Below are 26,770 nucleotides of genomic sequence, written 5' to 3'. Positions count from 1 at the left end.
GGGAAAGTTTCATCGTGACCGTCACTGAACCGGTGTCGTACGAGGACGCCCTCGCGTCCTACGACCCCGTCATGGGCCTCGAGGTCCATGTCGAGCTCGGCACCAAGACCAAGATGTTCTGCGGGTGCTCCACGGAGCTGGGCGCCGAGCCCAACTCGCAGACCTGTCCCACCTGCCTCGGCATGCCCGGCTCGCTGCCGGTCGTCAACGCGGTCGCCGTCGAGTCGGCCGTCAAGATCGGCCTCGCGCTGCACTGCGACATCGCCGAATGGTGCCGCTTCGCCCGGAAGAACTACTTCTATCCGGACATGCCGAAGAACTTCCAGACCTCGCAGTACGACGAGCCGATCGCCTTCAACGGCTACCTGGACGTCCAGCTCGAGGACGGCGAGGTCTTCCGCGTGGAGATCGAGCGCGCCCACATGGAGGAGGACACCGGCAAGTCGACCCACGTCGGCGGCGCCACCGGCCGTATCCACGGCGCGTCCCACTCCCTGCTCGACTACAACCGGGCCGGCATCCCGCTGATCGAGATCGTCACCAAGCCGATCGAAGGCGCGGGCGCACGGGCACCGGAGGTCGCCAAGGCGTACGTCGCCGAGCTGCGCGAGCTCATCAGGGCCCTCGGCGTGTCCGAGGCGCGCATGGAGATGGGCCAGATGCGCTGCGACGTGAACCTGTCGCTGCGCCCGAACGGCACCGAGAAGTTCGGCACCCGCTCCGAGACGAAGAACGTCAACTCGCTGCGCAGCGTCGAGCGGGCGGCCAGGTTCGAGATCCAGCGGCACGCCGCGGTGCTCTCGTCCGGCGGCACCATCGTGCAGGAGACGCGGCACTTCCACGAGGACGACGGCTCGACGACGTCCGGACGGATCAAGGAGGAGGCGGAGGACTACCGCTACTTCCCCGAGCCCGACCTGGTCCCGGTCGCGCCGTCGCGCGAGTGGGTCGAGGAGCTGCGCGCCACCCTGCCGGAGCTGCCGCGTCTTCGGCGCAACCGGCTCCGCGAGGAGTGGGGCGTCTCCGAGCACGACATGCAGTCGATCCTCAACGCCGGCGCGGTCGACCTGATCGTCGCCACGATCGAGGCGGGCGCTCCGGCCGACCAGGCGCGCAAGTGGTGGATGGGCGAACTGGCCCGCAGCGCCAACGAGTCGGGCAAGGCCCTGGACGAGCTCGCGATCACCCCGGCGCAGGTCGCCCGGGTGACCGCGCTGGTCAAGGAGGGCTCGCTCAACGACAAGCTGGCCCGCCAGGTGATCGAGGGCGTGCTCGCGGGCGAGGGCGACCCGGACACCGTCGTGGACAAGCGCGGTCTGAAGGTCGTCTCGGACGAGGGCGCGCTCGGCGCGGCCGTCGACGAGGCCATCGCGGCCAACGCGGCGATCGCGGACAAGATCCGCGGCGGCAAGGTCGCGGCGGCGGGAGCGCTCGTGGGCGCGGTCATGAAGACCACCCGCGGCCAGGCGGACGCGGCCAGGGTCAAGGAACTGATCCTGCAGAAGCTGGGCGTCACCGAAGGCTGACGGCCGTACGCACGACGAGGGCGGCGCGCACCAGGGGGTGCGCGCCGCCCTTCCGCGTCCGCGCGCTCGCGTGCCCGAACCGGCCAGGCCCGGCCGGGAGAGGCCCCGTCCGCGTGCCCCGGACCGGCCGAGCCCGCACCGCCCGTCCAGGACAGACTCCGTCCCGCGTGCGCGGGCCGTCCGACCAGGACCGGACGGGAGCACGCGGCGGCCGCACGCGCCGCACAGCCGCGCGCCCCATGGCTTCGCGCGGCCGGTTCCCGACACAGCCGGGCGGGCTGGGCGCGGCCTGTCCGGACAGGCCCGCCCAGGCGCGCACCCTGGCCCGGCCCGGCCCCGTCCGGCCCCGTCCGGCTCGGCCCGGGGGTGCGCGGCCGGCCCGGCCAGGGCCGAACAGGCCCGCTCAGGCGCGCACCCCGGCGAGGCCTGGAAAGCCCGGAAAGGCCCGCCCAGGCGCGCACCCCGGTCAGGCCCGGAAGGGCCCGGCCAGGCCCGCCCAGGCCCGGCCCGGCCCCGTCCGGCTCGGCCCGGGGGTGCGCGGCCGGCACGCGGACACAGGGCGGGGCGGCTGCGTGCGGCCGGACCGGCCAGGACAGCACCGGCGAGGGCCCGGTCCGGGGCATGTGGCCGGCGCACCCCGCCGCGTGGCGGGGTGCGCACACGTGGGCGGATGGGGGCAGGGCGTGACCGATCAGGGAGCGGGGCCGTTGTCAGCACATGACCAAAGCACAACGTGTACTCGCCGCTCTCGCCCTCGCCACCGGCGCCTCCGCGCTCGCGGCCCCCGCCGCGACCGCGGCTTCACCCGAACTGCCCGTCGGGACGCTGTCCGTCATGGACACGGTCGACACCCTCACCGAGAGGTCCGTCGCACCGGAGCACCGCGAGCAGTTGCCGAGCACCTCCGAGCAGCTCGCCGGCCTCAACAGGCTCGCCGAGGTGCCCGGCGAGCTCGACCCCCTCACCAGCCAGGCCGCGCCCGTGACGGGACTGCTCGGCGCGTAAGGTCCGGGCCGGTTCCTCGAGTCAGGAACCGGCCCGCACACTGCTCCACCGCCGGGACACGTCCCCCGGCACAGGACGGCCCGGCCGCCGCCTCGCAACGGTCCTCGGCCGACGCTCCGATGTCGTCGGCACGGGCGGCGGGACGGCGCTGATGCCGGCCCGGCCCCGGCCCCGCCCGTGGACCTCGCGCACCGCCGTGGTCAGTGGCGGACGCCCAGCCCCGGCAGCCACAGCTCGCCGCGGTCCTTGCAGCTCACGTCCCTCGCGCGCAGTTCCTCCGGCGCCCTGGTGCCGCGGGCGCACAATTCGGTGACGACGAGGGCGGCCAGGTCCGCGGCGTCGTCAGGTCCGGGATCGGCGAAGTCCGTCTGCCACCAGCCCCGGTCCCTGCTCTGCCACCCGCGGGCGAGCATCGTCCCTGCGCGGTCCTCGCCGTTCTCCCCGTCGCGGTCGTCGATCGAGGCCTGCAGACCGTCCTCCAGGCTGTAGGAGACGAGAAGTTGGCGGCCCCGGTCGACGGCGCTGGTCAGGCAGAAGCTCGCCCAGTCGGTGCCCACCTGCACCGGCAGCTGCTCCACCCACGCCGCGAGAAGCAGTTGGAGCCCGTACTGGAACTGCGCCAGGTCCGCCGCGGGCCGGCCGCCCGGGCGGGAGGTCGGGCGCTCGCCGGGGCCGCTGCGGTCCAACTGCCAGACGTACGGAAGGAACGCGGGGTCGTACGGCTCGCCGCCGGACCACGCGCCGCGCCACTCGAAGGCCCGCCGCTCCTCGCCCTCGAGGGTCAGCGTGTCGTGGACCGACAGCCCCACCTGCTGCCGGTCCCCGGCGAGCAGGACGGTTCTGCGGCCGTCGCGCCAGCGGACGCTCGGGCCCTGTGCGGAGCCGCCGTACAGCGTCGGCTCGCCGATCCGCGCCACGATCGCGTCGTACACCCCCTGGAGCGCGTGGCGGCGCCCGGCGGGGGTCGTGTCCGGCTCGTGGACGAGCACGGGGACGGGTGCGCGGCCCAGATGCGGGCCGGGCGCGTCATGGAGCATGCGGGCGAACTCCGCGGCGTCCGCGGGCGTCAGGGCTGTCTGGTGGATCCCCCTGTATTCCATGTCGGCCATCGTGCCAGTCGGCGCCGACAAATCCGCTCGTCTTGTGGACCACGGCCGATTCCCGCCCTCGTGCGCCGGGCGAGGCCGGATGCCCCTGCCCCGCACGGGTGGAACCGGAGATTCCGTCACTGGCCGGATGTTGCTTGGACTCGGCGTCCGGACTCTTGGACGTTCACCACGCGGATGTCGCCAGGCCTTCTCGCCGACATCCGCTCTGATTACCGTCCCTGCGGAGCAATGGCTCGACGATGAACCATTGGCCGTCGACGGGAGGTCGGGGATGTCACCGGAGATTTCGCGCAGAAGAGTGCTCGCGCTCGGTACAGGAGCATTCGGCGCGGCGGCCGCGGGATCGCTGCTGCCGCCGTCCCTCCAGGCGGCGCTCGCCGCCGAACCGCCGGCCGGCGGGCTGCGCGCGGTCGAGCACGTGGTGATCCTCATGCAGGAGAACCGGTCCTTCGACCACTACTTCGGGACACTGCGCGGGGTACGCGGCTTCGGGGACCGCAATGCCGTGGAACTCCCCTCCGGCAGGCCGGTCTTCGAGCAGCCCGCGGCGCAGGGGACGGTCCTGCCCTTCCCCGTGCGGGAGGCCGCGGCGGCGCAGCAGAAGGACCTCCAGTACATCGGCGACCTCGACCACTCGTGGGGCGGCGGCGCCAAGGCCTGGCGCGACGGCTGGATGGACGGCTGGGTCTCCGCGAAGACCGCGGCGACCATGGCCTACTACGACCGGCGCGACCTGCCGCTGCACTACGAGCTCGCGGACACCTTCACCGTCTGCGACGCCTACCACTCCTCGATCCACACCTCGACGAACCCCAACCGCAACCACCTCTGGAGCGGCTGGACGGGACACGAGGCCGACGGCAGGCGTGCCGTGACCAACGCCGCGTACGCGGAGGGCACCCACCCCGGCTACCCGTGGCCGACGTACGCCGAGCGCCTGGAGCAGGCGGGCCGCAGCTGGAAGACGTACACGGAGTGGGAGAACTTCACCGACAACAGCATCGAGTTCTTCACGAGCTTCAAGAAGATCGCGCGCAAGGCGCTGGCGGCGTCCGGTGGCTTCACGTACATGGAGGCCTTCTACGCGAAGGTCCGCGAGACCGAGGACGCCGCGGAGCGGGCCGCGCTGCTGGCGTCGCTCGAGAGGGGTGTCGCCACGCTGTCGAAGAGCGAGCGGTCGCTCTTCGAGCGCGGGCTGCGCCGCGTCGAGACCGGCACACTCGCCGACAGCTTCCGTGCCGACGTGGCCGCGGGCCGGCTCCCCGCCGTCTCCTACCTCGTGCCGTCGGCCGTGGACTCCGAGCACCCCGGCACCTCGTCGCCCGTCGCCTCCGCCTCCCTCGTCTACAAGGTTCTCGACGCCCTGGCCTCGCACCCCGAGGTCTGGCGGCGCACGGTGGTCCTGATCAACTACGACGAGAACGACGGCTTCTTCGACCATGTGCCGCCGCCCGTCCCGCCCGCCGACGACACCGACGAGCGCTGGCAGGGGCTCCCGACCGGCCTCGGTATCCGCGTCCCCATGCTGGTCGTCTCACCCTGGTCCGTCGGCGGCTACGTCTGCTCCGAGGTCTTCGACCACACCTCGGTGATCCGGCTGCTGGAGCGGTGGACCGGTGTCGAGGAGCCCAACATCACCCCGTGGCGGCGCACCGTGACCGGCGACCTCACCTCGGCCTTCGACTTCGGCAGGGCACGGCCCCAGCCGGCGGTGGAGCAGCCGGGGGAGATACCCGCGTTCACGGGCCGCTGGCGGCCGCTGCCGCCCGAGGTGCAGGCGATGCCCGTCCAGGAGCCGGGCACGCGTCCCGCGCGCCCTCTGCCGTACCAGCCGGACGCCCACGCGACCCTGACGGCCGACGCGGTCACCGTGGCGCTCCGCAACAGCGGACGGGCGAGCGCGCACTTCGCGCTCTACCCGTACGCGGGTGAGTTCCCCGTGCCGCAGCACCGGGATGTAAGGGGCGAGGCTCAATGGACGGTGCCCCTTACGCGGGCGGACTACCGTTTCACGATCACCGGCCCGAACGGCTTCCGCAGGGAGTTCGCCGGCCCCGCGCGGGGCACCGCGGAGGTCCGCTCCGTCATCGACCATCACGACCGCGACGTGCACCTCACGCTGCGCAACAGCGGCCGCGCGCCCCTGACGTTCACGGTGCGGCCCCTCGGTTACGTCGAGGAGGCGGACCTGCACGGCTGGACCCGCCGGATCACCGTGAAGCCCGGTCGCAGCCGCACCGTCGTGCACTCGGCGGCCGACGCGCACGGCTGGTACGACCTCGAGGTGACCGCCGAAGGGCCGCAGCGTGAGTCCGGCTTCCGGCGCCGGCTGATGGGACACATCGAGAACGGCCGCCCCAGCGTCTCGGGCTGACGCGGCGTCCGTTCGACGGGGTGGACGGTGCGCATCGATGTCCGCGATGTGCACCGTTATGCACCCGTGTGCACGCGTGTGACTCACCCCACAAAAGGGACAAACGATCACGATTGACTGCCAGAGTGTGTCCTTGCAGGTCATGAGTTCTTTGCGGGCTGTTCCCGACCAAAGATCCACGAACCACCAGGGGAGCCGGTCCGTTGGCAGCAATTGCCCGGTGGTGCGTCACGCACCGCCTCGTCGTCGTCCTGCTCTGGCTCGTCACACTCGGCGGCGTCGCGGCCGCCGCGGGCGTCGCCGGATCCGCGTACTCCAACGACTACGAGGTTCCGGGCACCGAATCCGGCCGCGCCACCGCCCTCCTCCAGGACGGCTTCCACGGCCGGGCCGGCGACAGTGACACCATCGTCTGGCGCACCGACGGCGGCAGCGTCCGGGCCCCCGACGTCGAGAAGCGCATGTCCGGCATGCTCGAGGACGTCGCCGGGCTCGACGGCATCGCCGCCGTCGTGAGCCCGTACGGCAGTGACGGCGCCGCGCAGATCAGCCCCGACTCCCGCACCGCCTTCGCCGTGGTCGCCTTCGACCACCAGGTCGAGGACATCACCGAGGCGCAGGCCAGGGCCGTCGTCGACACCGCGAAGGCGGCCGCCGGCGACGGGGTGGACGTCGAACTCGGCGGGAGCGCCGTCGCCCTGACCGAGGCGCCCGACGGTCATCTCGCCGAGATGGTCGGCGTGGCGGTCGCGGCGGTCGTCCTCTTCCTGGTCTTCGGCTCCCTCGCCGCCAGCCTGCTGCCCATCGCCACGGCGCTCGTGTCCGTCGGAACCGCCTACGCGGGCATCGTTCTCCTCGGCCATGTCATGACCGTCGCCGACTTCGCGCCCATGCTGGGCCTCCTGATCGGCCTCGGCGTCGGCATCGACTACGCGCTCTTCATCGTCACCAGACACCGCAAGGGGCTCAAGCGCGGCCTGCCGGTGGACGAGGCGGTACGCGACGCCGTGGCCACCACCGGCCGCGCCGTCGTCTTCGCCGGCGCCACCGTCTGCATCGCGCTCCTCGGGATGCTGATCCTGCGACTCGGCTTCCTCAACGGCGTCGCGATCGCCGCGTCCCTCACCGTCGTCCTCACCGTCGCCGCGTCCGTGACGCTGCTGCCCGCGCTGCTCTCGATGATCGGCATGCGGGCCCTCAGCAGGCGCGAGCGCCGCCGGCTGGCCGAACAGGGGCCGCAGCCCGAACTGCCCACCGGCTTCGCCGCCCGCTGGTCCGCCTTCGTCGAGCGCCGGCCCAAGCTGCTGGGCGTTCTCGCCGCTGTCGTCATGCTGGTGCTGGCCCTGCCGACGTTCTCGCTCCACCTCGGCACGTCCGACCAGGGCAACGGACCCGCCTCCGCCACCACCCGGCAGGCCTACGACATGCTCGCCGACGGCTTCGGCCCCGGCGTCAACGGACCCCTCACGCTCGTCGCCGAGCTGGAGGGACCCGACGACCACATGGCGCTGGACCGGCTCCGGGAGGACCTTGGGGCCACCGACGGCGTCGCGTCCGCCGGGCCGGTCGCCTACAACAGCAGCGGGGACACGGCGGTGCTCACTGTCGTCCCCGAGTCCGCGCCGCAGTCGAGGACGACGAGCGAACTCGTCGACCGGCTGCGCTCCGAGGTCCTGCCGGTCGCGGAGAACGGCACCTCGCTCCAGGTGCACGTCGGTGGTGTCACCGCGAGCTACGACGACTTCGCGGAGATCATCGTCGGCAAGCTGCCCCTCTTCGTCGGCGTCGTCATCGCGCTCGGCTGCCTCCTGCTGCTCCTCGCGTTCCGCTCGCTGGGCATCCCGCTGAAGGCGGCGGTGATGAACGTCCTCGCCGTCGCGTCGGCCTTCGGCATCGTCGTGGCCGTCTTCCAGTGGGGCTGGGGCAGCGAACTGCTGGGCCTCGGCAGCGCGGGCCCCATCGAGCCCTTCCTGCCGGTGATCATGGTCTCGGTGCTCTTCGGCCTCTCCATGGACTACCAGGTCTTCCTGGTCAGCCGGATGTACGAGGAATGGCTCGAGACCGGTGACAACCGGCGCGCGGTACGGGTCGGACTCGCGGAGACCAGCCGCGTGATCAACTCCGCGGCCGTCATCATGATCTCCGTCTTCCTGGCCTTCGTGCTCAGCGGTGACCGGGTCATCGCCATGTTCGGCATCGGCCTCGCCGCGGCCGTGGCGCTGGACGCCTTCGTCCTGCGGACCCTGCTGGTGCCCGCCCTGATGCACCTGCTCGGCGGCGCGAACTGGTGGCTGCCCCGGTGGATGGGCCGCCTGCTGCCCAGGATCAGCATCGAAAAGCCCGAGTGCCGCGAGGCCGCACATGCGAGGATCCCCGGGGCACGGGCCCGCGAGGACGGCGAGCTCGTGCGGTAACGGCCCGCGGCCCATCGAAGGAGCACTGTGTTTGCCATCAGCCTCGGCGACGACGGAGCGGAACTGCGTCCCCTCGAACCCTGGCAGGCGGAGGAGTTCTTCGCCCACATCGACCGCGGCCGCGAGTACATCGGCCGCCACGTCGGACTCCCGGACATCGTCAAGGACGTCCCCGCCGCCCGGGCCTTCCTCCAGTCGTACGCCGACAAGACGGCCGCGGACAAGGGGCGCATCTACGGCATCTGGCTGGAGGGCACCCTCGTCGGCGGTGTCATGTTCCGCACCATGGACGTGACCCAGGGGACCTGCGAGGCGGGCTGCTGGCTGGAACCGGCCGCGGCCGGCCGGGGCCTGGTCACGCGCGCCGTGACCCTCATCATCGACTGGGCGGTGGAGGTGCGCGGCATGCACCGCGTCGAATGGATCGTGGCCTCCGCCAACCGCGCCAGCATCAACGTCGCCAAGCGCCTGGGCATGACCCACGAGGGCACCCAGCGGGAGCTCTACCTGTACCGCGGCGAGCGGCACGACGAGCAGATCTGGTCGGTGCTGGCCCCGGAGTGGCGCAAGCGCCGGGCCGCGTAGCGGGCTGCCGGCCGCACCGGCGGAAATCCGCTGGTGCGGCCGGGCGGGCAGTGCTCCAATGCCCCGATGGACCCACGTGATCAGCAAGCCGTACTCGCCCTGTTCGACCAGCAGCTGCGCCGGGACGCCCCGGGGGGCGAGGCGGTCGGCGACGTGGTGCGCCGGACCGGCGCCGACGGTGACTGGAGCGGTGTCCTGTGGTCCGCGCTGCGTCCGGAGACCGCCGACGCGGTGATCGACGGTCAGGTGCGGTACTTCTCCGGGCTCGCCCGCCCCTTCGAGTGGAAGCTGTACAGCTATGACACCCCGCACGACCTCGGCGCGCGGCTGCGCGCGGCCGGATTCACCCCGGAGCCCGACGAGACGGTGATGGTCGGGGAGGCCGCGCACCTGACGGCCGGGGCCGGACTGCCCGACGGAGTACGGCTGGAGCCGGTGACCGGCCCGGCGGGCGTCGACCTCGTGGCGCGGGTGCACGAGCAGGCCTTCGGCACCAGCAGCGACCGGCTGCGCGAGCAGCTCCTCGTCCAACTGGCGAAGGACCCCGACACGATCGACATCACCGTCGCGATGGCGGGCGACGTCCCGGTCTGCTCGGCCCGCATGGAACGCTACCCGGGGACGGACTTCGCCGGCCTCTGGGGCGGCGGCACTCTGGCCGAGTGGCGCGGCCGCGGCATCTACCGCGCCCTGGTCGCCCACCGGGCCCGTCTCGCCGTGGCCGAGGGCGTCCGCTTTCTGCAGGTCGACGCGTCGGACGACAGCAGGCCCATCCTGCAGCGGCTCGGCTTCACGGCTCTGTGCACGACGACGCCGTACGTCTACGAGCCGTGATCGCGCGGGCCGTTGCACCCCGGGCCGTGATCCCCGGGTCGTGATCCGGCCCGTCGCGTCCGGCGGCCGTCGTCCCGGAGGCCGCTACGAGCCCTGGGCCCGCACCAGCACGTCGCCGGCGGGGGAGCGGTAGTAGAGCACGGACCGTCCCGCACGGCGGCGGCCGACCAGCCCGGCGTCCAGGAGCACCTTGAGGTGGCGGCCCACCGAGCCGAGACCCTGGCCCGTCAGCGCCACCAGGTGCGTCGTGCTCATCGGGCTGTCCAGGAGCACCAGCACGCTCGCCCGCCCGGCGCCGAGCAGCCTGGCCAGCGCCTGGGGGGCGGCGGCCCGCTCCGGCTCCGCCAGCGTGCCCGAGCACGGGTACACCACGGCGTTCCGGTGCACCGTGCCGTCGGCGTCCGCCCGGTCCGTGGATATCCATCCCGTGCGCGGCGTGACCGGCACGAACAGCAGCTGCGACCCCATCAGCCGCCGGGGCGGGAAGGCACGGGTGTTGACCTGCAGCCGGTTGTCGCCCAGCCACCGCATCTCCGGATGGATGTCGTCCAGTGCGGCCGCCCAGCCCGCCCGGCTCAACTGCCCTGTACGCGCGACGACATCGGCCTCGATGACGCGCCGCCGCCGCGGCCAGTCGGGCGCCACGGCCTCCCGCCACACCCACTCCAGCAGGTCGGCGATGCGCTCCGGCAGACCGGGACGCAGCAACGCGTCCGGCAGCGGCCCGCGATGAGCGACCTCGAGGTCGGCGCGAGCGGTCTCGTCCGGCGTCGCACGGATCCGTGCCAGCTCGTCGTAGAACTCCGCACCGCCCTGCGCCGCACCCTCGCGGGACGGTACCGGCGTCACGAAGTCGGCGATCCACCGGTGTCTGCCCAGTGCGACGGGCACCAGCAGGGCGGTGACCGGGTCGGCGGCCAGCCGCTCCCGGTAGGCGGGCCGGTGAAGCTCCAGCCACCGCCGCTCGGCCGGATGAGCGGGCGATTCCTTCTGCAGGACCATCAGGCTCGCTGTCGTCTCGCAGAGGGGGGACACGACGAACCGGCTCCTCGCGAGCGTGTCCGCGTTGACTTCCCACCAGCCCAATGGTTTCGCCTCCCCGCGAAACATTAACTCCGCGACCGGACGCCTGCCGACACTCCGTCCATGCGCACCTACCAAGAGCTTTTCGAGACACCGGAGTTCGCTCCGCTGCTCGCGGTCTCCGCCGCTCACGTGGCGGCACTGACGGTGAGCGGGCTGGCCCTCGGGACGCTCGTCCACGACTCGACCGGCTTGCCGCTCCTCGCGGCCCTCAGCATGTTCGGCCCGAAGCTGGTGCAGATGATCGGCGCGAGTGTCCTGCTGTCCGCGGCGGACCGCCTGCCACCGCGCGCGGCCACCGTCGGCCTGGCGCTCTTCTTCGCCGTGGCCACCACGGCCCTCGCGCTGCCGGGCCTGCCGGTGTGGGGCATCTTCGTGATCCTGTCCGTCCAGGGCACGGTGGGCTCGGTCGGCGGCGGAGTGCGCTACGGACTGCTCACGGAGATCCTTCCCACGGAGGGCTACGTGCTCGGCCGCTCCGTCCACAACATGTGCGCGGGAAGCCTCCAGGTCTGCGGCTACGCCGTCGGCGGCGTACTCGTCAACGTCCTGACGCCGCGCGAGACCCTGCTCACCGGCGCCGCCCTGTACGTCGTCTCCGCGGCCGTCGCCCGCATCGGTCTCACGAGGCGGCGGCCGCGCGCGAAAGGCCGTCCCTCCGTGAGCGAGAGCCGGCGGACCAACGCGCTCCTGTGGTCGTCGAAACCGCGGCGCCGCGTCTACCTCGCCCTGTGGGTGCCCAACGGACTCGTCGTCGGCTGCGAGTCCCTCTTCGTCTCCTACGCACCGCGCCACGCGGGACTGCTGTTCGCCTGCACCGCGGTGGGCATGCTGGCCGGGGACGCCCTGACCGGCCGTTTCCTGTCCGCGCGTCGGCGCGACAGATTCGGTGCGCCGCCCCTGCTGCTGTTGCTCGCCGCCCCGTATCTGATCTTCTTCCTGCACCCGGCTCTGCCCGTGGCGCTCGCGGCCGTGACCGTGGGAGCGGTCGGCTTCTCCGCCAGTCTGCTGCTCCAGGAACGCCTGCTGTCCCTGACCCCGGGCGAGCTGACGGGTCACGCCTTCGGACTGCACTCCTCCGGGATGCTCACCATGCAGGGCGTCGCCGCGGCGATGGCGGGCGGCATCGCCCAGCTCACCTCGCCCGCGACCGCCATGACCGTGATGGCCGCCGCCTCCGTCGCGGTCACCCTCGCCCTGACACCCGGCCTGAGGCGGCCCGCACCGGTGGCGGTACCCGTCACAAGTGAGGAGGGGGTCCTCAGGGGCCGCCCAAGGCCGGCGGACAAGACCTAAGGCACCCGGCCGCGGCCCTAAGCCGCCGGCCGCCCGGAGATCCGGCAGTCGCCCGATGCGGACGGCCGTACTGGGGGACGAGGGTGGACATGTCCGACGGGGCCGAGAGCCCCCGACACAGGAGGAACACCATGTTCGACTACGCCATCCAGCAACTGCGCCGCGCCGACCTGATCCGGGAGGCCGACGCCGAGCGCCGCGTCCCCCGCACGCAGCGCCTTCGCCGCGCCACGCGCCCGTCCGGCGGCGAAGAAAAGGAGGGGCGGGTGAGCCGGCCCGACAGCAGCCACTTCACACGGGCCGCATGACCCGGGCCATGACCGGCACACCGATAACGGCTGCCGCGCCCCCGGACGGTTGTGCGATGCTCGGCGGCGTGGAGACCAGGTCCGTCAGCCCCGTATTCGTCGGCCGCGCAGGTGAGCTGGGGGTGCTCACCGACGCGCTCAACCGCGCCGCCGGCGTCGGCCCGCAGACACCGGCCGGGGGACCGGGCGAGCCCCAGGCACTGCTCATCGCCGGCGAGGCGGGGGTCGGCAAGACCCGGCTCGTCGAGGAACTGCTGAGCGAGGCCTGCCGCCGCGACGCCGTCGTCGCCGTCGGCGGATGCGTCGAGACGGGCGCGGACGGGCTGCCGTTCGCCGCCTTCTCGACCGCGTTGCGCTCCCTGCACCGGCGGCTGCCGGAGGAACTCCTGGCCGCCGCCGGCGGTCAGGAGCAGGAACTCGCCCGGCTCCTGCCCGAACTCGCCGCGCCCGGCGGCGAACACAGCAGGCACGACGAGGAGGGCATGGCCCGCCTCTTCGAACTCACCTCACGGCTGCTGGAACGGGTCGCGGCGGACCGCACCGTGGTCCTGGTGCTGGAGGACCTCCACTGGGCCGACGCCTCCACCCGCCACCTCCTCGCCTATTTGTTCCGCACCGTGCGCCGCGGCCGGCTGGTACTGATCGCCACCTACCGTTCGGACGACGTCCACCGGCGCCACCCGCTGCGCCCGTTCCTCGCCGAACTCGACCGCATGCGCACGGTGCAGCGCATCGAGGTGCCGCGCTTCAACCGGACCGAGGTACGGCGGCAGATGGCCGGCATCCTTGCGGCCGAGCCCGCCCCCGCCCTGGTGGACCAGGTCTTCGACCGTTCCGACGGGAACGCCTTCTTCGTCGAGGAGCTCGCCACCGGCCTCAGCGACGACAACTGCCCCGCCCTGCCCGACTCCCTGCGCGACATCCTGCTCGTGCGCGTGGAGGCGCTGCCCGAGGACGCACAGGGCGTGGTGCGGATCGTCGCCGAAGGCGGCTCCACCGTCGAGCACGGCCTGCTGCAGGCCGTCGCCGGTCTGCCGGAGGACGAACTCATCGCCGCGCTGCGCTCCGCGGTCGGCGCGAACATCCTGCTCGCCGTGCCGGACGGGGACGGTTACCGCTTCCGGCACTCCCTCGCCCGTGAAGCCGTCAGCGACGACCTGCTGCCCGGCGAGCGCTCCCGCCTCAACCGCCGTTACGCCGAGGCGCTGGAGGGCGATCCCACCCTCGTACGGGAGGAGGAGCGGGCCACCCGCCTGGCCACCTACTGGTACCGCGCGGGCGACGCCGCCAAGGCGCTGCCCGCCGTGCTCAAAGCCTCTGTCGGGGCCCGGCGCCGGCACGCCTACGCCGAGCAACTGCGGTTGCTGGAACGGGCCATGGAGCTGTGGGACAGCGCCCCCGACAGCGTCCGCTCGGAGCTGCGGCCCCTGGACCACGCCGAGGTCTACCCCCCGTGCGGCTGCGACCCGGCGACCACACCGCTGCGCTATCTCGACCTGATGGCGGAAGCGGCCGTCGCGGGCCGGCTCTGCGGCGAACGCGAACGGGCACTGAAGACGGCCAAGCGCGGCCAGCGGCTGGCGGAGGCGGAGGACGATCCGCTGCGGGCCGCCTGGTTCTCGGTCCAGCGCTCCCGGCTGATCTCCGCACTGGGACGCGGCGACGGATGGGCCGAACTGAGCGCCGCCCAGGACCTGGTCCGGGGGCTGGCGCCCTCCGCGGTGCACGCGGAAGTGCTCGCGGAGGCGGCGGCCTGGCGCAAGGAGCACGCCCCCGGTGCGGAGAGCCTCGCGACGGCCGAGCAGGCTGTCGAGTACGCGCGCATGGTCGGCGCGGAGGACATCGAGCTCCGCGCCCGCCTCACCCTCGGCAGCCTGATGGCCGACGCCGGCGACGTCGAGGGCGGCGTGGCCGGTATGTACGCGGTCAAGGAACGGGCCGTCGGCCTCGGACTGACCGCGCACATCGGCCGCATCTACACGAACCTGCCGTCCGTGCTGGAGAGCGTCGGCCGCTCACAGGAAGCGATCCGCGTCCTCGAAGAGGGCCTCGGGATGGTCGGCAGGTACGGACTGCTGGACAGCCGTGCCTGGATCAGGAACAACCTGGCCGATTCCCACTTCTCCCTGGGCCGGTGGGACGAGGCCGAGGAGGCGGCGGCACACGCCCTGCGCGTCGCTCTGAGCCCGAGACCGAGCGGCCGCGCCGCCGTGCTGCTCGCCGGGATCGCCATCGAGCGCGGGGACGTCGCCGGAGCCGTCGAGCATCTGGCGCTGGCACACAAGCACTTCGGCACGAACGATCCGGTTCCGCAGGCGACGCTTCCCGCGATCACGGTCGCCCTGCGGATCGCCGCCGCGCAGGGCCGGATCCTCGACGCACGCCGCGAGCTCGCACGCGCCGTCGCGTCCGGCTTCCCCCTCGGCACCCAGCGGTACGCCTGGCCGCTGCTGCGCGCGGCCGCCGCCCTGGAGGCCGACACACGCGGGCTGCCCGCGGCGGAACCGGGCCGTCCGGAGGCCGTCCGGCGCATCCGCGGGGCCGCCAAGGCGCTGGTGACCGGGGTGCCGGTGTGGCGGGCCCATGAACTCCTCGTCCGTGCGGAGCTGCGGCGCGCGGAAGGGGACGACACGCTCGCCGACTGGGCGGAGGCGGCAGAGGCGTTCGAGGAGTCGGGGCGTCCCTACGATCTCGCGGTCGTGCGCCTGAAGTGGGCGGAGTGCCTGCTGCGGTCCGCCGCCGCGGGAGCGGGCGACCCCGACCGCAAGCACGCCACGGATCTGCTGCGCCGGGCCCGGAGTGTCGCCCGGGACCTGGGCGCGCGGCCCCTGAGCGAGGACATCGAGCTGCTGGCCAGGCGCGCCCGCGTCACCCTCACGGAGGCCGCCGCGCCGGCGGGCGGCCCGCAGCCCGGTCCGGACCTCGGCCTCACCCGCCGCGAGCAGGACGTGCTGCGCCTGGTCGCCGCCGGTCACGGCAACCGCCGCATAGCCGAGGAGCTCTACATCTCGCCGAAGACGGCGAGCGTCCACGTCTCCAACATCCTCGCGAAGCTGGGTGTCTCCGGCCGCGGCGAGGCCGCCGCCCTGGCGCACCGCCTCCGCCTCTTCCAGGACCTGCCGGACGCCGCCCCGGCCTGACGCCGACGCCCGCCATGCCCGGCAGTAGGTCGTGCGGGCCGGCGAGGGCGTGCGCCTGCCCGTCGGCTCGTACGGCACCTGGGCGTGCGGGCCCGGCGAGGACGTGCGACTGCCCGTCGGCCCACGTCCGTCACCCGGACAACGGCCCTGTCGCACCCGGTCGGTGCCCGTCCTCACCTGGTGAATGGATCGGCAGCACAGAGGCCGGGCGCGCGTTCCAGTCGCTCGGCGTCCTCAGTCGGGCGTGCCCGGGTCGGAACTTTCGGCCGCACGGGCGCTCGCGGGCCCGGGCCGCGGGCCGCGCCGGCGATCTGTGGACGTCCGGCCGTCGCCGGGGGTTTCGAGGTCCGGCTCCCTCGCGTCGTCGACCGGTGCCGTGGCCGACGCCGTGCCGGGCCGGGGTGTGCCTGGCGTACCCGTACGCCCGTCGTCGTCGGCCCCGGCGCCCTCCCGCGCCGCGGGCGGGCCTCCGCGGCCCGCGGCGTCGTCGGCGTCGACGGCCCGCGCCGCACGCGGGTGGACCGTGACCTTGCCGGAGTCGAGGTCTATCGGGCCACGGCCGGGATCGCCGTCGCCCACGTCGGTTCTGGTCAGCGCCAGGCGGTTGCGCTCGTCGTCGGTGTGCTTACGGCCCGGTGCGAAGATCTCCTCGAAGGCGTTGAACACGGATCGGCCTCCCCTATCGGACCTCCAACTGGAGGATCTTGTCGTCGCCCGACTCCGGCGTGCCGCGGGTGTCGGTCTCGCTGGTCAGGAGCCAGAGCTTGTTCCCGCCCGCCGGCACGACGGTGCGCAGTCGACCGTACTCCTCCTCGAGGAAGGGCTGCGGGTCCGCGGAAGGCGCGGTCCCGGACAGCGGGATGCGCCACAGGCGTTCGCCGAGCAGCCCCGCCATCCAGATGGAACCTTGCGCGTACGCGATGCCGCTCGGGGAGGCCTCCGTCGTCCTCCACTGCGCGACCGGGTCGACGAAGCCCGGCCGGCCGCCCTTGCCCTCCACCTCCGGCCAGCCGTAGTTCTTCCCCGGCTCGATCAGATTGAGCTCGTCCCAGGTGTTCTGCCCGAACTCGGCCGCCCACAGCCGCTTCTCGGAGTCCCAGGCGAGGCCCTGCACATTGCGGTGGCCGTACGAGTAGACGACGGAATCGGCCTCCGGGTTGCCGTGGACCGGGCGGCCGTCCGGGGTCATGCGGAGGATCTTGCCGCCCAGCGACTCCTTGTCCTGCGCGAGACCCGTCTCACCCGTCTCGCCCGTGCCGGCGTACAGCATCTTGTCCGGGCCGAACGCGATCCGCCCGCCGTTGTGGATGACGCCCTTGGGGATGCCGCGGAGCACCGTGTCCGGCGCGCCCAACTGCTGGCCGGCCGGCTTCTGCTCGTCGTAGAGGAGGCGGGCGATGCGGTTGTCGGAGGCGGTGGTGAAGTACACGTACACCTGGCGGTCGGAGGCGAACGAGGGGGAGATCGCGAGACCCAGCAGGCCGCCCTCGCCACCCGGTGCGACACCCGGCACGGAACCGATCTCGGTCTTCTCGCCGCTCTCCGCGTCGACCCGGGTGATCGTTCCCTCGTCCCGTGAGGTCACCAGCAGGTCACCGCCCGGCATGACCGCCGCGCCCCAGGGTGACTCCAGGTCCTCCGCCAGGGTCGACACGACCTTCACGGAGCCCTTCGCGGGCGGGCCGGCGGTGGTGGGCGCGGGGCTCGGCGACGCGGCGGTCGAGGGCGAGGCGGCTTCCTTGGACGCGCCGGGCGTACCGGCGGACGGACTTGTCCCGTCGCCCGAGGAGCATCCGGCCGCGAAAAGGAGTGCGACGGCGGCCATCACGGCCGTCACTGCAGGACGGTGCACGGTTCTGATCCCTTCGAACGGCGGCTGGAGCTGCCTTCCTGTTCTTCTTACACCGCTGCCGCCGTTCAGGTTCCCGATCTTGCGGAGAACCCTCGTCCACCGGGTCGGGACATCGCAGCGGTCCGCGCCCGGCCGCCGGGAACCCGGCGCCCGCTCAGTCCCACGAACCCCGTGCCGGCGGGAGCGCCGCGATCTCCGCCAGGTCGTACGCCGTGAGCTCCAGCTTCCAGGCGCCCGCGTTCTCCACCGCCCACTCCGGCCGCTTCGTGCCGGGCACCGGCACCACGTGCCGTCCCTGGGCCAGCACCCAGGCGAGGGCCACCTGGGCCGGTGTGACGCCGCCCCCGTGCCGTGCGGCGACCCTGCGCAGTCCCGCCACCACCGGCTGGTTGGCCGCCATCATCTCCGCCGTGAACCGCGGGTGACGCGCCCGTACGTCGTCCGGCTCGAAACCCTGCCCCGGGGTGAGCGTTCCCGTCAGGAACCCGTTCCCGAGCGGTGTGGCCGCGAGGAAGCCCACTCCGCGTGCCTCGCACCACGGCAGCAGCCGTTCCAGGGCCTGGGGCGACCACACCGACAGCTCCGCCTGCACCGTGCTCACCGGGAACACCTGCTGCATCCGCTCCAGTTGGCGAATCGTTCCCGCGTACAGGTCGCCCCCCGAGCGGCGTGACGCCCGCGCACCGACGGCGCACATCCCGAGCGCCCGCACCTTGCCGGCGCCCACCAGTTCTGCCATCGCGCCCCAGGTCTCCTCCACGGGCACCTCGGGGTCGGCGCGGTGGAGCTGGTACAGGTCGATCACGTCGGTCTGGAGCCGCCGCAGCGAGGCGTCGCAGGCCCGCTTCACGTAGCCGGGCCGCCCGTTGGCGACGATGTGCTGGTCGCCGACGAGCAGGCCCGCCTTCGTCGACACGAAGGCGTCCGCGCGCCGCTCCTTGAGGACCCGGCCGAGCAGCAGCTCGTTGGTGAAGGGGCCGTACATGTCGGCCGTGTCCAGCAGGCTCGAACCGGCGTCGAGCGCGCTGTGGACCGTGCGGAGCGACCGCTCACCGCGCTGCTGCGAGCTGCTGTAGGCCCAGCTCATCGGCATGCAGCCGAGCCCCACGGCGCCCACCTCGAGGCCCGCCGCACCGATCGCCCTGAGCTCCAACTCCCCGTACCTCTCCCTCGGCCGCTCCCCAAACTAACCAATGACCGCCCGCGGCCTTCGCATAGCCTCCTGACCATGACTGCTGATGTGTGGCTCCCCGTCCCGGCCGACGAGATCGACGGCCTCCCCGCGCCCTCCGCGACGGGCCTCGCGTACCGGTTCTGGGACGGCGGGCCCGACTTTCCCGCGGACCCCGCCGACTGCGCCTTCTACGCCGTTCCGTACATGAAGGGCATGGAGGTCGCCATAAGGCCGCTGGCCGCCATGAAGTCCGTACGCGTCGTGCAGACGCTGTCCGCGGGCATCGACCATGTGGAGCCGGGGCTCGACCTGCTGCCCGCCGGTGTGCGGCTGTGCAACGCCAAGGGCGTCCACGAGGCGTCCACGGCCGAGCTCGCCCTCGCGCTCGTCCTCGCCTCGCTGCGCGGCATCCCCGGGTTCGTACGGGGGCAGGACGCGGAGCAGTGGCGGGCCGGCTTCTACCCGTCGCTGGCCGACAAGTCGGTGCTCATCGTGGGATACGGGTCCATCGGCGCCGCCGTCGAGGACCGGCTCGCGCCGTTCGAGTGCGCGCGGGTGGCGCGCGTCGCGCGCTCCGCCCGTACAACGGAGCGCGGCGAAGTGCGCGCACTCACCGACCTTCCCGTCCTGCTGCCCGACGCCGATGTCGTGATCGTGTCCACTCCGCTCACCGACCGGACGAAGGGCCTGGTGGGGGCCGACTTCCTGAGCCGGATGAAAGACGGCGCCCTGCTCGTCAACATCGCCCGCGGGCCGGTCGTCGACACAAAGGCGCTGCTCGCGGAGGTGGAGACCGGACGGATCACCGCCGCCCTCGACGTCACGGACCCCGAGCCGCTGCCCGCCGGACACCCGCTCTGGCACGCTCGCGGCGTACTCATCAGCCCCCATGTCGGCGGCTCCACCTCGGCGTTCATGCCGCGCGCCAAGCGGCTGCTGGCCGATCAGGTCGCCCGCTTCGCGGCGGGCGAGGCGTTGCGGAATGTCGTCGTGACGACCGGATAACGACCTTCGGTCCGACCTCTTTCCGACACGCTTCGAAGTCACTCGAATGCACCGCGTGCCTTAATCGCCAGAGATCGTCACGGAGAGTAGAGGGGCTATGTCCCTGAGTGACGATATTGGTGTATCGTCCCGACCTGGGGGCTGCACCGTGCGAGGGGTGGTGCTGTGGCGCGAACTGATTGCCGATCAGACGTGAGGGGGGCGACGGGCGATGCATGGCCGATGGACCGACGATCCGACGCGGCAGGGCAGCCGCTGGCGACTCCCGCGCACCGTGCTGCGCGGAGCGACGACTCCGACGGCCGTGCCCCAGGCCCCCGTGCCGCCCGCGCCCCCGGGGGCGGCGGCGCAACCCCGGACCGCGCGATGAGCGCGCCAGGGGCACTGGTGTTCCGGGACGCGCTGCCGCGCGGCGGCTCGAGGCTGAGGCACCAGCTCGTCCTGGCGTCCCTCTGCGCAGGCTACGGCGTGGGTGCCGCCTTCGGCTGGGGCTCGCAACGACTGGCCCTGATCATGGGCGATTTCGGTCTCAGCCTGGCCGCCCTGATCGCGGCCGTCTCCTGCCTGCTCTACGCCCGTACGCCGAAGTGCCGCTTCCGGCCCGCGTGGATGCTGTTCGCGTTCTCCTCCGCCATGGCGGCGGCGGGGAACGCCGTCTGGGGCTGGTACGAGGTGGTGCTCGGCCGCGCCGTGCCGAGCACGTCCGTGGCCGATCTGTTCTTCCTCTGCTTCGCGCCGCCCGCCATCGTCGGACTCCTGGTCCTGGCCAAACGGCCGGTGTCCAAGGCCGGCTGGGTCTGCCTCGCGCTCGACGCCTGGCTGATCGGCGGTTCGCTGCTCACGCTCGCGTGGAGCCTCGCGCTCGCCCACACCGCACACGCCCAGGGCGAGAGCGTGGCTCCGGCCGCCCTCGCGCTGGCCTATCCGCTGCTCGACATCGTGCTGGTCAGCATGGTGCTCGCGCTGCACTTCCGCCGTTCTCCCGCCAACCGGTCCGCGGTCAACACGGCGATCGCCGGCCTCGCGCTCACGGTGCTGTGCGACGCCCTGTTCACCTCACCGCTGCTGCGGGAGAGCTATAGCTCCGGCCAACTGCTGGACGCCGGCTGGTTCGCGGGCTCGCTGCTGCTCGCCTACGCCCCCTGGGTGGCGCGCGCCGGCGAGCCGGCGGGTCCGCCGAGGGGCACGAGGAATCCGGTGCGTCCCATAACGAGTTCCCTGTCCGCGCTGACCCCGTACCTGGCCGCGGCCGTGTGCACCCTCGGCATCCTCCACAACGTCATCGAGGGCCGCCGGGTCGACCGGGTCGTCGTGCTCACCGGCTGCACCGTCGTCCTCGCCCTCGTCGTGCGGCAGGGCATCATGCTCCTCGACAACATCGCCCTCACCCACGAACTGGCGCAGAAGGAGAACCACTTCCGCTCGCTGGTGCAGGGATCGAGCGACGTCATCATGATCGCCGCCCCGTCCGGGGTGCTGCGCTACGTCTCTCCCGCGGCCGCGGGCGTCTACGGGCGCGACGCGGAGGAACTGGTCGGCACCGAGCTCGCCTCCCTCATCCACCCGGAGGACCTCGGCCGCGTCGTCCACGAACTGCGCCGCTTCCTGGCCGCCGAGCCGTCGGTGGAACCCACCACACGCATGGAATGCCGGTTCAGATCGGGCTCCGGTGACTGGCTCAACGTGGAATCGACCGTCAGCCGTCACCAGGGCGGCCTGATCTTCAACAGCCGTGACGTCACGGAGCGGGTGCGGCTGCAGGCCCAGTTACAGCACAACGCGGAGCACGACCCGCTCACCGACCTGCCCAACCGCGCCCTGTTCACCGAGCGGGTCAGAGGCGCCCTGACGGGCCGCAGGGCGGGCGACGAGGGCACCGCCGTGCTCTTCATCGACCTCGACGGCTTCAAGGGCGTCAACGACCGGCTGGGCCACCAGGCGGGCGACGAGCTGCTGATCCAGGCGGCACGGCGGCTGGCCGACTCCGTACGGGCCGGGGACACGGCGGCCCGGCTCGGCGGCGACGAGTTCGCCGCCCTGATCGTCGGCGACGGCTCCGGGGACAGGTCCGCCCGCGAGTCGCAGGTGCTGGAGATCGCCGACCGGCTGCGGCTGATGCTCTCCCAGCCGTACCGCATCGACGGCGGTGAGGTGCGGGTCGCGGCCTCCATCGGCGTCGCCTTCGCCGAGCCCGCGATGAGCCCCACCGACCTGATGCGCAACGCCGACCTCGCCATGTACCGGGCCAAGGCCGCCGGCAAGGACCGCGTCGAGTTGTACGCGCCCCAGATGCAGGCCGAGGTGGTCCGGCGCACCGAGCTGGCCGCACGGCTGCGCAGCGCCCTCCACGAGGGCGAGTTCGCGCTGCTGCACCAGCCGGTGGTGAGCCTCACCACCGGCCGGATCGCGGCGGTCTCCGCGCAGGCCCGCTGGCGCTCCGCGCAGGGCATCCTCTTCACCCCGGCCGAGTTCCTGCGGGTCTCCGACGACGGCGACCGCGGCGCCGAGCTCGGCCGCTGGCTGCTGGAGGAGGCCGTCGGCCAGGCGGCGGAGAGGGCCGGAGCGGGCCATCGGACAACGGTGTCGGTGCGGCTGCCGGCGCGGCTGCTGCTGGACAGGGCGCTGCCGCTCGGCTCCATCGAGGCCCTGCTCACCCGGCACGGTCTGCCGTCGGGCGCACTCGTCATCGAGCTCGCGGACAGCGATCCGCGCATCTCCTTCGACGAGCTCGAACAGCGGCTGACCGCCCTGCGCAGGATGGGCGTACGGATCGCGCTGGACGGCTTCGGCAGCGGTTACGCGGCGATCAACGCGCTGCGCAGGCTCCCGGTGGACGTGCTGAAACTGGACAGAGGGCTGATCGAGGGCGTCGTCGAGTCCGCCAGGGTGCACAAGATCACGAGCGGGCTGCTGCGGATCGCGGGCGACCTCGGCATGCAGTCGGTGGCGGACGGAGTGGACGTGCCCGAGCAGGTGCTGGCGCTGCGCGCGATGGGGTGCACCCACGGCCAGGGCATGGCCTTCTCCGGGCCGCTCGACGAGTACCGGCTGCGCCGTGCGCTGGCCAGGGGCGAGTATCCGGTGCCCGACGGGCTGGGGCTGCCGCTGCTGACCGCGGGCATCCCACCCGCCCGGAATGGCTCAAATAATGAGACGCGCGTCCCACCCACTTGACAGTGGTAGCGCGCCGGGGGGAGGGTCATTGCCATGCGCACCCGAATTCTCGTACTTGGAAAGCGCGTCGGCTAGCAGAGCCGCACCGACAGCTCTGCAGACACCTCCCGACGCGCTCCCCTCGCTTGCCTCACGGCACGAGGGGTTTTTTGTTGCACCGGCGCCGACAGCAGCCAGATCAGAACCGCATCAAACCTCGCGAAAACCCTCAGCTTCGAGAAGAGAACGCCGATGACCGAGCAGGCCTCCGGGGCCCACCATCCGCAGCCGCGGGCCCGTACCGGCGGACAGCCGTCCGCCACCGTCGAACACGTCACGGGTGCGCAGTCCCTCATTCGCTCTCTCGAGGAAGTAGGGGCCGACACGGTGTTCGGCATCCCGGGCGGCGCGATCCTCCCGGCGTACGACCCGATGATGGACTCCTCGAAGGTCCGCCACGTCCTGGTCCGCCACGAGCAGGGCGCGGGCCACGCCGCCACCGGTTACGCGCAGGCCACCGGCAAGGTCGGCGTCTGCATGGCGACCTCCGGCCCCGGCGCAACGAACCTGGTCACCCCGATCGCCGACGCGCACATGGACTCGGTGCCGCTGGTCGCGATCACCGGCCAGGTCGCCAGCAAGGCCATCGGCACGGACGCCTTCCAGGAGGCGGACATCTGCGGCATCACGATGCCGATCACCAAGCACAACTTCCTGGTCACGAAGGCCGACGACATCCCGCGCACCATCGCGGAGGCCTTCCACATCGCCTCCACCGGCCGTCCCGGCCCCGTCCTCGTCGACATCGCCAAGGACGCCCTCCAGGCCCGGACGACCTTCAGCTGGCCGCCGCAGACCGAGCTGCCCGGCTACCGCCCGGTCACCAAGCCGCACGCCAAGCAGATCCGTGAGGCCGCCAAGCTGATCACCGGCGCCAAGCGCCCGGTCCTGTACGTCGGCGGCGGCGTGCTGAAGGCGGGCGCCACCGCCGAGCTGAAGGTGCTCGCCGAGCTCACCGGAGCCCCCGTCACCACCACCCTGATGGCGCTGGGCGCATTCCCCGACAGCCACCCGCTGCACGTCGGAATGCCGGGCATGCACGGTGCGGTCACCGCCGTCACCGCGCTGCAGAAGGCCGACCTGATCGTCGCCCTCGGAGCCCGTTTCGACGACCGCGTCACCGGCAAGCTGGACAGCTTCGCCCCGTACGCCAAGATCGTCCACGCCGACATCGACCCGGCGGAGATCGGCAAGAACCGCGCCGCCGACGTCCCGATCGTCGGTGACGCCCGCGAGGTCATCGCCGACCTGGTCCAGGCCGTCCAGGCCGAGCACAGCACCGGCAACACCGGCGACTACAGCGCCTGGTGGAAGGACCTCAACCGCTGGCGCGAGACCTACCCGCTCGGCTACGAGCAGCCGGGTGACGGCAGCCTCGCCCCGCAGCAGGTCATCCAGCGCATCGGCGAACTCGCCCCGGAGGGCACGATCTTCGCCGCCGGCGTCGGCCAGCACCAGATGTGGGCCGCCCACTTCATCGACTACGAGCAGCCCGCCACCTGGCTGAACTCGGGCGGCGCGGGAACGATGGGCTACGCGGTTCCCGCCGCGATGGGCGCCAAGGCCGGAGCCCCGGAGCGCACGGTCTGGGCGATCGACGGCGACGGCTGCTTCCAGATGACCAACCAGGAGCTCACCACCTGCGCCCTGAACAACATCCCGATCAAGGTCGCGATCATCAACAACGGCGCCCTCGGGATGGTCCGCCAGTGGCAGACCCTGTTCTACAACCAGCGCTACTCCAACACGGTGCTGCACTCCGGCCCCGAGGCCACCGGCCTGGAGAAGAGCGCCGGCACCCGCGTCCCGGACTTCGTCAAGCTGTCGGAGGCCATGGGCTGTTACGCGATCCGCTGCGAGTCGCCCGACGACCTCGACAAGGTCATCGCTGAGGCCAACGCGATCAACGACCGCCCGGTCGTCATCGACTTCATCGTCCACGAGGACGCCCAGGTGTGGCCCATGGTCGCCGCAGGCACCTCCAACGACGAGGTCATGGCCGCCCGGGGCGTCCGCCCCGACTTCGGCGACAACGAAGACGACTGAGAGCCGCAGGAAGAGCTGTAGGAAGAGGAACGACGCACATGTCCAAGCACACGCTCTCCGTCCTGGTGGAGAACACGCCCGGCATCCTGGCCAGGATCGCCGCCCTGTTCTCCCGCCGTGGCTTCAACATCGACTCGCTCGCCGTCGGTGTCACCGAGCACCCCGACATCTCCCGCATCACCATCGTGGTCAATGTCGAGGACCTGCCGCTCGAGCAGGTGACCAAGCAGCTCAACAAGCTCGTCAACGTCCTGAAGATCGTCGAACTCGAGCCCGGCGGCGCCATCCAGCGCGAGCTCGTGCTGGTGAAGGTCCGCGCCGACAACGAGACCCGCTCCCAGATCGTCGAGATCGTCCAGCTGTTCCGCGCCAAGACGGTCGACGTGTCGCCGGAGGCCGTCACCATCGAGGCCACCGGTTCGAGTGACAAGCTGGAAGCGATGCTGAAGATGCTGGAGCAGTTCGGCATCAAGGAGCTCGTCCAGTCCGGCACGATCGCCATAGGGCGGGGCGCCCGTTCCATCACGGACCGGTCGCTGCGCGCCCTGGACCGCAGCGCCTGACTCCCCTTCTCGCCTGGCGAGACCCCGAAACCTCCCCGACCTCTCCCGCCGTACGGTGGGACGCAACACCAGCACTCCAAGGAGATATCCCAGTGGCCGAGCTGTTCTACGACGACGATGCCGACCTGTCCATCATCCAGAACCGCAAGGTCGCGGTCATCGGATACGGCAGCCAGGGTCACGCCCACGCGCTGTCGCTGCGTGACTCGGGTGTCGACGTCCGCGTCGGTCTGCACGAGGGCTCCAAGTCCAAGGCCAAGGCCGAGGAGCAGGGTCTGCGCGTCGTGACGCCCACCGAGGCCGCCGCCGAGGCCGACGTCATCATGATCCTGATCCCGGACCCGATCCAGGCCCAGGTTTACGAGGAGTCCGTCAAGGGCAACCTGAAGGACGGCGACGCGCTGTTCTTCGCCCACGGCTTCAACGTCCGCTTCGGCTTCATCAAGGCCCCGGCCGGCGTCGACGTCGCCCTGGTCGCCCCGAAGGGCCCGGGCCACCTGGTCCGCCGCCAGTACGAGGAGGGCCGCGGCGTTCCCGCGATCGCCGCCGTCGAGCAGGACGCCACCGGCAACGCCTTCGCGCTGGCGCTCTCGTACGCCAAGGCCATCGGCGGCACCCGCGCCGGTGTCATCAAGACGACCTTCACCGAGGAGACCGAGACCGACCTGTTCGGTGAGCAGGCCGTGCTCTGCGGTGGCGCCTCCGCGCTGGTCAAGGCGGGCTTCGAGACGCTGACCGAGGCCGGCTACCAGCCGGAGATCGCGTACTTCGAGTGCCTCCACGAGCTGAAGCTGATCGTGGACCTCATGTACGAGGGCGGCCTGGAGAAGATGCGCTGGTCGGTCTCCGAGACCGCCGAGTGGGGCGACTACATCACCGGCCCGCGGATCATCACGGACCAGACCAAGGCCGAGATGAAGAAGGTCCTCGCCGAGATCCAGGACGGCACCTTCGCCAAGAACTGGATGGACGAGTACCACGGTGGTCTGAAGAAGTACGACGAGTACAAGACCCAGGACTCCGAGCACCTGCTCGAGACCACGGGCAAGGAGCTGCGCAAGCTCATGAGCTGGGTCGACAACGACGAGGCGTGAGCCACCGGGCGAGGGGGCCGGTCACCGGTCCCCTCGCCCCCGCCACTTCGTCCAGCCACGGACGGGTGATCCTGCCAACGAGGCGCAAGACGCACCGTGCGGCACCACTACACTGCTCAACAACACCATCGCGTCAGGCCCACAGTGTC

The 26,770-nt window shown here is 72.1% G+C and carries 19 protein-coding genes; 14 read left to right on the top strand and 5 right to left on the bottom strand.

Annotated features, from left to right (window positions below):
* Positions 1–14 precede the first annotated feature (14 nt).
* Both gatB and SPRI_RS11635 read left to right on the top strand, forming a co-directional pair.
* On the top strand, positions 15–1,526 hold the full coding sequence (gene gatB / locus SPRI_RS11640) for an Asp-tRNA(Asn)/Glu-tRNA(Gln) amidotransferase subunit GatB (protein ID WP_005311560.1): 1,512 nt from the start codon (positions 15–17) through the stop codon (positions 1,524–1,526).
* 717 nt (positions 1,527–2,243) lie between these two features.
* The gene (locus SPRI_RS11635; RefSeq protein WP_053556904.1) at positions 2,244–2,531 is read left to right on the top strand and encodes a hypothetical protein; all 288 of its coding nucleotides are present in this window, start codon (positions 2,244–2,246) and stop codon (positions 2,529–2,531) included.
* A gap of 200 nt (positions 2,532–2,731) precedes the next feature.
* Here the strand turns inward: SPRI_RS11635 and SPRI_RS11630 are convergent, their stop codons facing one another.
* Positions 2,732–3,640, bottom strand: coding sequence for a hypothetical protein (locus SPRI_RS11630; protein ID WP_005311559.1), 909 nt, complete (start codon positions 3,638–3,640; stop codon positions 2,732–2,734).
* A 271-nt stretch (positions 3,641–3,911) separates the two neighbouring features.
* Between SPRI_RS11630 and SPRI_RS11625 the strand changes: the two genes are divergently transcribed.
* The 4 genes from SPRI_RS11625 (at position 3,912) to SPRI_RS11610 (ending at position 9,847) form a co-directional block, all read left to right on the top strand.
* Positions 3,912–6,014, top strand: a complete 2,103-nt coding sequence (locus SPRI_RS11625; RefSeq protein WP_005311557.1) for a phosphocholine-specific phospholipase C — start codon at positions 3,912–3,914, stop codon at positions 6,012–6,014.
* A gap of 203 nt (positions 6,015–6,217) precedes the next feature.
* The gene (locus SPRI_RS11620; RefSeq protein ID WP_037773691.1) at positions 6,218–8,428 is read left to right on the top strand and encodes an MMPL family transporter; all 2,211 of its coding nucleotides are present in this window, start codon (positions 6,218–6,220) and stop codon (positions 8,426–8,428) included.
* Positions 8,429–8,455: 27 nt separating this feature from the next.
* The gene (locus SPRI_RS11615; RefSeq protein WP_005311553.1) at positions 8,456–9,013 is read left to right on the top strand and encodes a GNAT family N-acetyltransferase; all 558 of its coding nucleotides are present in this window, start codon (positions 8,456–8,458) and stop codon (positions 9,011–9,013) included.
* Between the two features lie 66 nt (positions 9,014–9,079).
* Positions 9,080–9,847 carry a GNAT family N-acetyltransferase gene (locus tag SPRI_RS11610; RefSeq protein WP_005311551.1) on the top strand — a complete coding sequence of 256 codons (768 nt, stop codon included), beginning with the start codon at positions 9,080–9,082 and terminating at the stop codon, positions 9,845–9,847.
* 84 nt (positions 9,848–9,931) lie between these two features.
* Here the strand turns inward: SPRI_RS11610 and SPRI_RS11605 are convergent, their stop codons facing one another.
* Complete coding sequence (locus SPRI_RS11605; protein WP_005311550.1) at positions 9,932–10,933, bottom strand: ArsR/SmtB family transcription factor; 1,002 nt, start codon at positions 10,931–10,933, stop codon at positions 9,932–9,934.
* A 60-nt stretch (positions 10,934–10,993) separates the two neighbouring features.
* Between SPRI_RS11605 and SPRI_RS11600 the strand changes: the two genes are divergently transcribed.
* The 3 genes from SPRI_RS11600 to SPRI_RS11595 all read left to right on the top strand — a co-directional run bounded on the left by SPRI_RS11600 (position 10,994) and on the right by SPRI_RS11595 (position 15,674).
* Positions 10,994–12,226 carry an MFS transporter gene (locus SPRI_RS11600; RefSeq protein WP_005311549.1) on the top strand — a complete coding sequence of 411 codons (1,233 nt, stop codon included), beginning with the start codon at positions 10,994–10,996 and terminating at the stop codon, positions 12,224–12,226.
* Positions 12,227–12,357: 131 nt separating this feature from the next.
* Complete coding sequence (locus tag SPRI_RS38820) at positions 12,358–12,534, top strand: hypothetical protein (RefSeq protein WP_182327806.1); 177 nt, start codon at positions 12,358–12,360, stop codon at positions 12,532–12,534.
* 56 nt (positions 12,535–12,590) lie between these two features.
* Positions 12,591–15,674: a helix-turn-helix transcriptional regulator gene (locus SPRI_RS11595; RefSeq protein WP_053556903.1), complete on the top strand. Its 3,084-nt coding sequence runs from the start codon at positions 12,591–12,593 to the stop codon at positions 15,672–15,674.
* Positions 15,675–15,908: 234 nt separating this feature from the next.
* On the opposite strand, the gene SPRI_RS38695 is transcribed toward SPRI_RS11595, so the two are convergent.
* From SPRI_RS38695 to SPRI_RS11580, 3 genes are all read right to left on the bottom strand, one after another.
* Positions 15,909–16,340 carry a DUF6191 domain-containing protein gene (locus SPRI_RS38695; protein WP_005311548.1) on the bottom strand — a complete coding sequence of 144 codons (432 nt, stop codon included), beginning with the start codon at positions 16,338–16,340 and terminating at the stop codon, positions 15,909–15,911.
* A 13-nt stretch (positions 16,341–16,353) separates the two neighbouring features.
* Positions 16,354–17,499 carry a PQQ-dependent sugar dehydrogenase gene (locus SPRI_RS11585; protein ID WP_182327999.1) on the bottom strand — a complete coding sequence of 382 codons (1,146 nt, stop codon included), beginning with the start codon at positions 17,497–17,499 and terminating at the stop codon, positions 16,354–16,356.
* A gap of 181 nt (positions 17,500–17,680) precedes the next feature.
* Positions 17,681–18,679, bottom strand: a complete 999-nt coding sequence (locus tag SPRI_RS11580) for an aldo/keto reductase (protein ID WP_037773688.1) — start codon at positions 18,677–18,679, stop codon at positions 17,681–17,683.
* 75 nt (positions 18,680–18,754) lie between these two features.
* On the opposite strand from SPRI_RS11580, the gene SPRI_RS11575 reads away from it, so the two are divergent.
* The 5 genes from SPRI_RS11575 (at position 18,755) to ilvC (ending at position 26,621) form a co-directional block, all read left to right on the top strand.
* On the top strand, positions 18,755–19,705 hold the full coding sequence (locus SPRI_RS11575) for a 2-hydroxyacid dehydrogenase (RefSeq protein ID WP_182327808.1): 951 nt from the start codon (positions 18,755–18,757) through the stop codon (positions 19,703–19,705).
* Between the two features lie 366 nt (positions 19,706–20,071).
* Positions 20,072–22,879: a putative bifunctional diguanylate cyclase/phosphodiesterase gene (locus SPRI_RS11570; RefSeq protein ID WP_005311537.1), complete on the top strand. Its 2,808-nt coding sequence runs from the start codon at positions 20,072–20,074 to the stop codon at positions 22,877–22,879.
* Positions 22,880–23,110: 231 nt separating this feature from the next.
* Positions 23,111–24,964 carry an acetolactate synthase large subunit gene (locus SPRI_RS11565; RefSeq protein WP_005311536.1) on the top strand — a complete coding sequence of 618 codons (1,854 nt, stop codon included), beginning with the start codon at positions 23,111–23,113 and terminating at the stop codon, positions 24,962–24,964.
* 38 nt (positions 24,965–25,002) lie between these two features.
* Positions 25,003–25,527: an acetolactate synthase small subunit gene (ilvN, locus tag SPRI_RS11560; protein WP_005311534.1), complete on the top strand. Its 525-nt coding sequence runs from the start codon at positions 25,003–25,005 to the stop codon at positions 25,525–25,527.
* Between the two features lie 92 nt (positions 25,528–25,619).
* Positions 25,620–26,621 carry a ketol-acid reductoisomerase gene (ilvC, locus tag SPRI_RS11555; protein WP_053556902.1) on the top strand — a complete coding sequence of 334 codons (1,002 nt, stop codon included), beginning with the start codon at positions 25,620–25,622 and terminating at the stop codon, positions 26,619–26,621.
* The last annotated feature ends 149 nt before the right edge of the window (positions 26,622–26,770 follow it).

This window comes from Streptomyces pristinaespiralis (assembly GCF_001278075.1).
GTDB classification, from domain to species: domain Bacteria; phylum Actinomycetota; class Actinomycetes; order Streptomycetales; family Streptomycetaceae; genus Streptomyces; species Streptomyces pristinaespiralis.
The sequence above is the reverse complement of the archived record's forward strand: the minus strand, read 5'-3'. Positions and strand labels throughout refer to the sequence as shown.

Coding starts and splice junctions, on each gene's coding strand:
- SPRI_RS11635 (WP_053556904.1), top strand. CDS start 2,244: ATGACCAAAGCACAACGTGTACTCGCCGCTCTCGCCCTCGCCACCGGC.
- SPRI_RS11630 (WP_005311559.1), bottom strand. CDS start 3,640: ATGGCCGACATGGAATACAGGGGGATCCACCAGACAGCCCTGACGCCC.
- SPRI_RS11625 (WP_005311557.1), top strand. CDS start 3,912: ATGTCACCGGAGATTTCGCGCAGAAGAGTGCTCGCGCTCGGTACAGGA.
- SPRI_RS11610 (WP_005311551.1), top strand. CDS start 9,080: ATGGACCCACGTGATCAGCAAGCCGTACTCGCCCTGTTCGACCAGCAG.
- SPRI_RS11600 (WP_005311549.1), top strand. CDS start 10,994: ATGCGCACCTACCAAGAGCTTTTCGAGACACCGGAGTTCGCTCCGCTG.
- SPRI_RS38820 (WP_182327806.1), top strand. CDS start 12,358: ATGTTCGACTACGCCATCCAGCAACTGCGCCGCGCCGACCTGATCCGG.
- SPRI_RS11595 (WP_053556903.1), top strand. CDS start 12,591: ATGCTCGGCGGCGTGGAGACCAGGTCCGTCAGCCCCGTATTCGTCGGC.
- SPRI_RS11585 (WP_182327999.1), bottom strand. CDS start 17,499: ATGGCCGCCGTCGCACTCCTTTTCGCGGCCGGATGCTCCTCGGGCGAC.
- SPRI_RS11575 (WP_182327808.1), top strand. CDS start 18,755: ATGACTGCTGATGTGTGGCTCCCCGTCCCGGCCGACGAGATCGACGGC.
- SPRI_RS11570 (WP_005311537.1), top strand. CDS start 20,072: ATGAGCGCGCCAGGGGCACTGGTGTTCCGGGACGCGCTGCCGCGCGGC.
- SPRI_RS11565 (WP_005311536.1), top strand. CDS start 23,111: ATGACCGAGCAGGCCTCCGGGGCCCACCATCCGCAGCCGCGGGCCCGT.
- ilvN (WP_005311534.1), top strand. CDS start 25,003: ATGTCCAAGCACACGCTCTCCGTCCTGGTGGAGAACACGCCCGGCATC.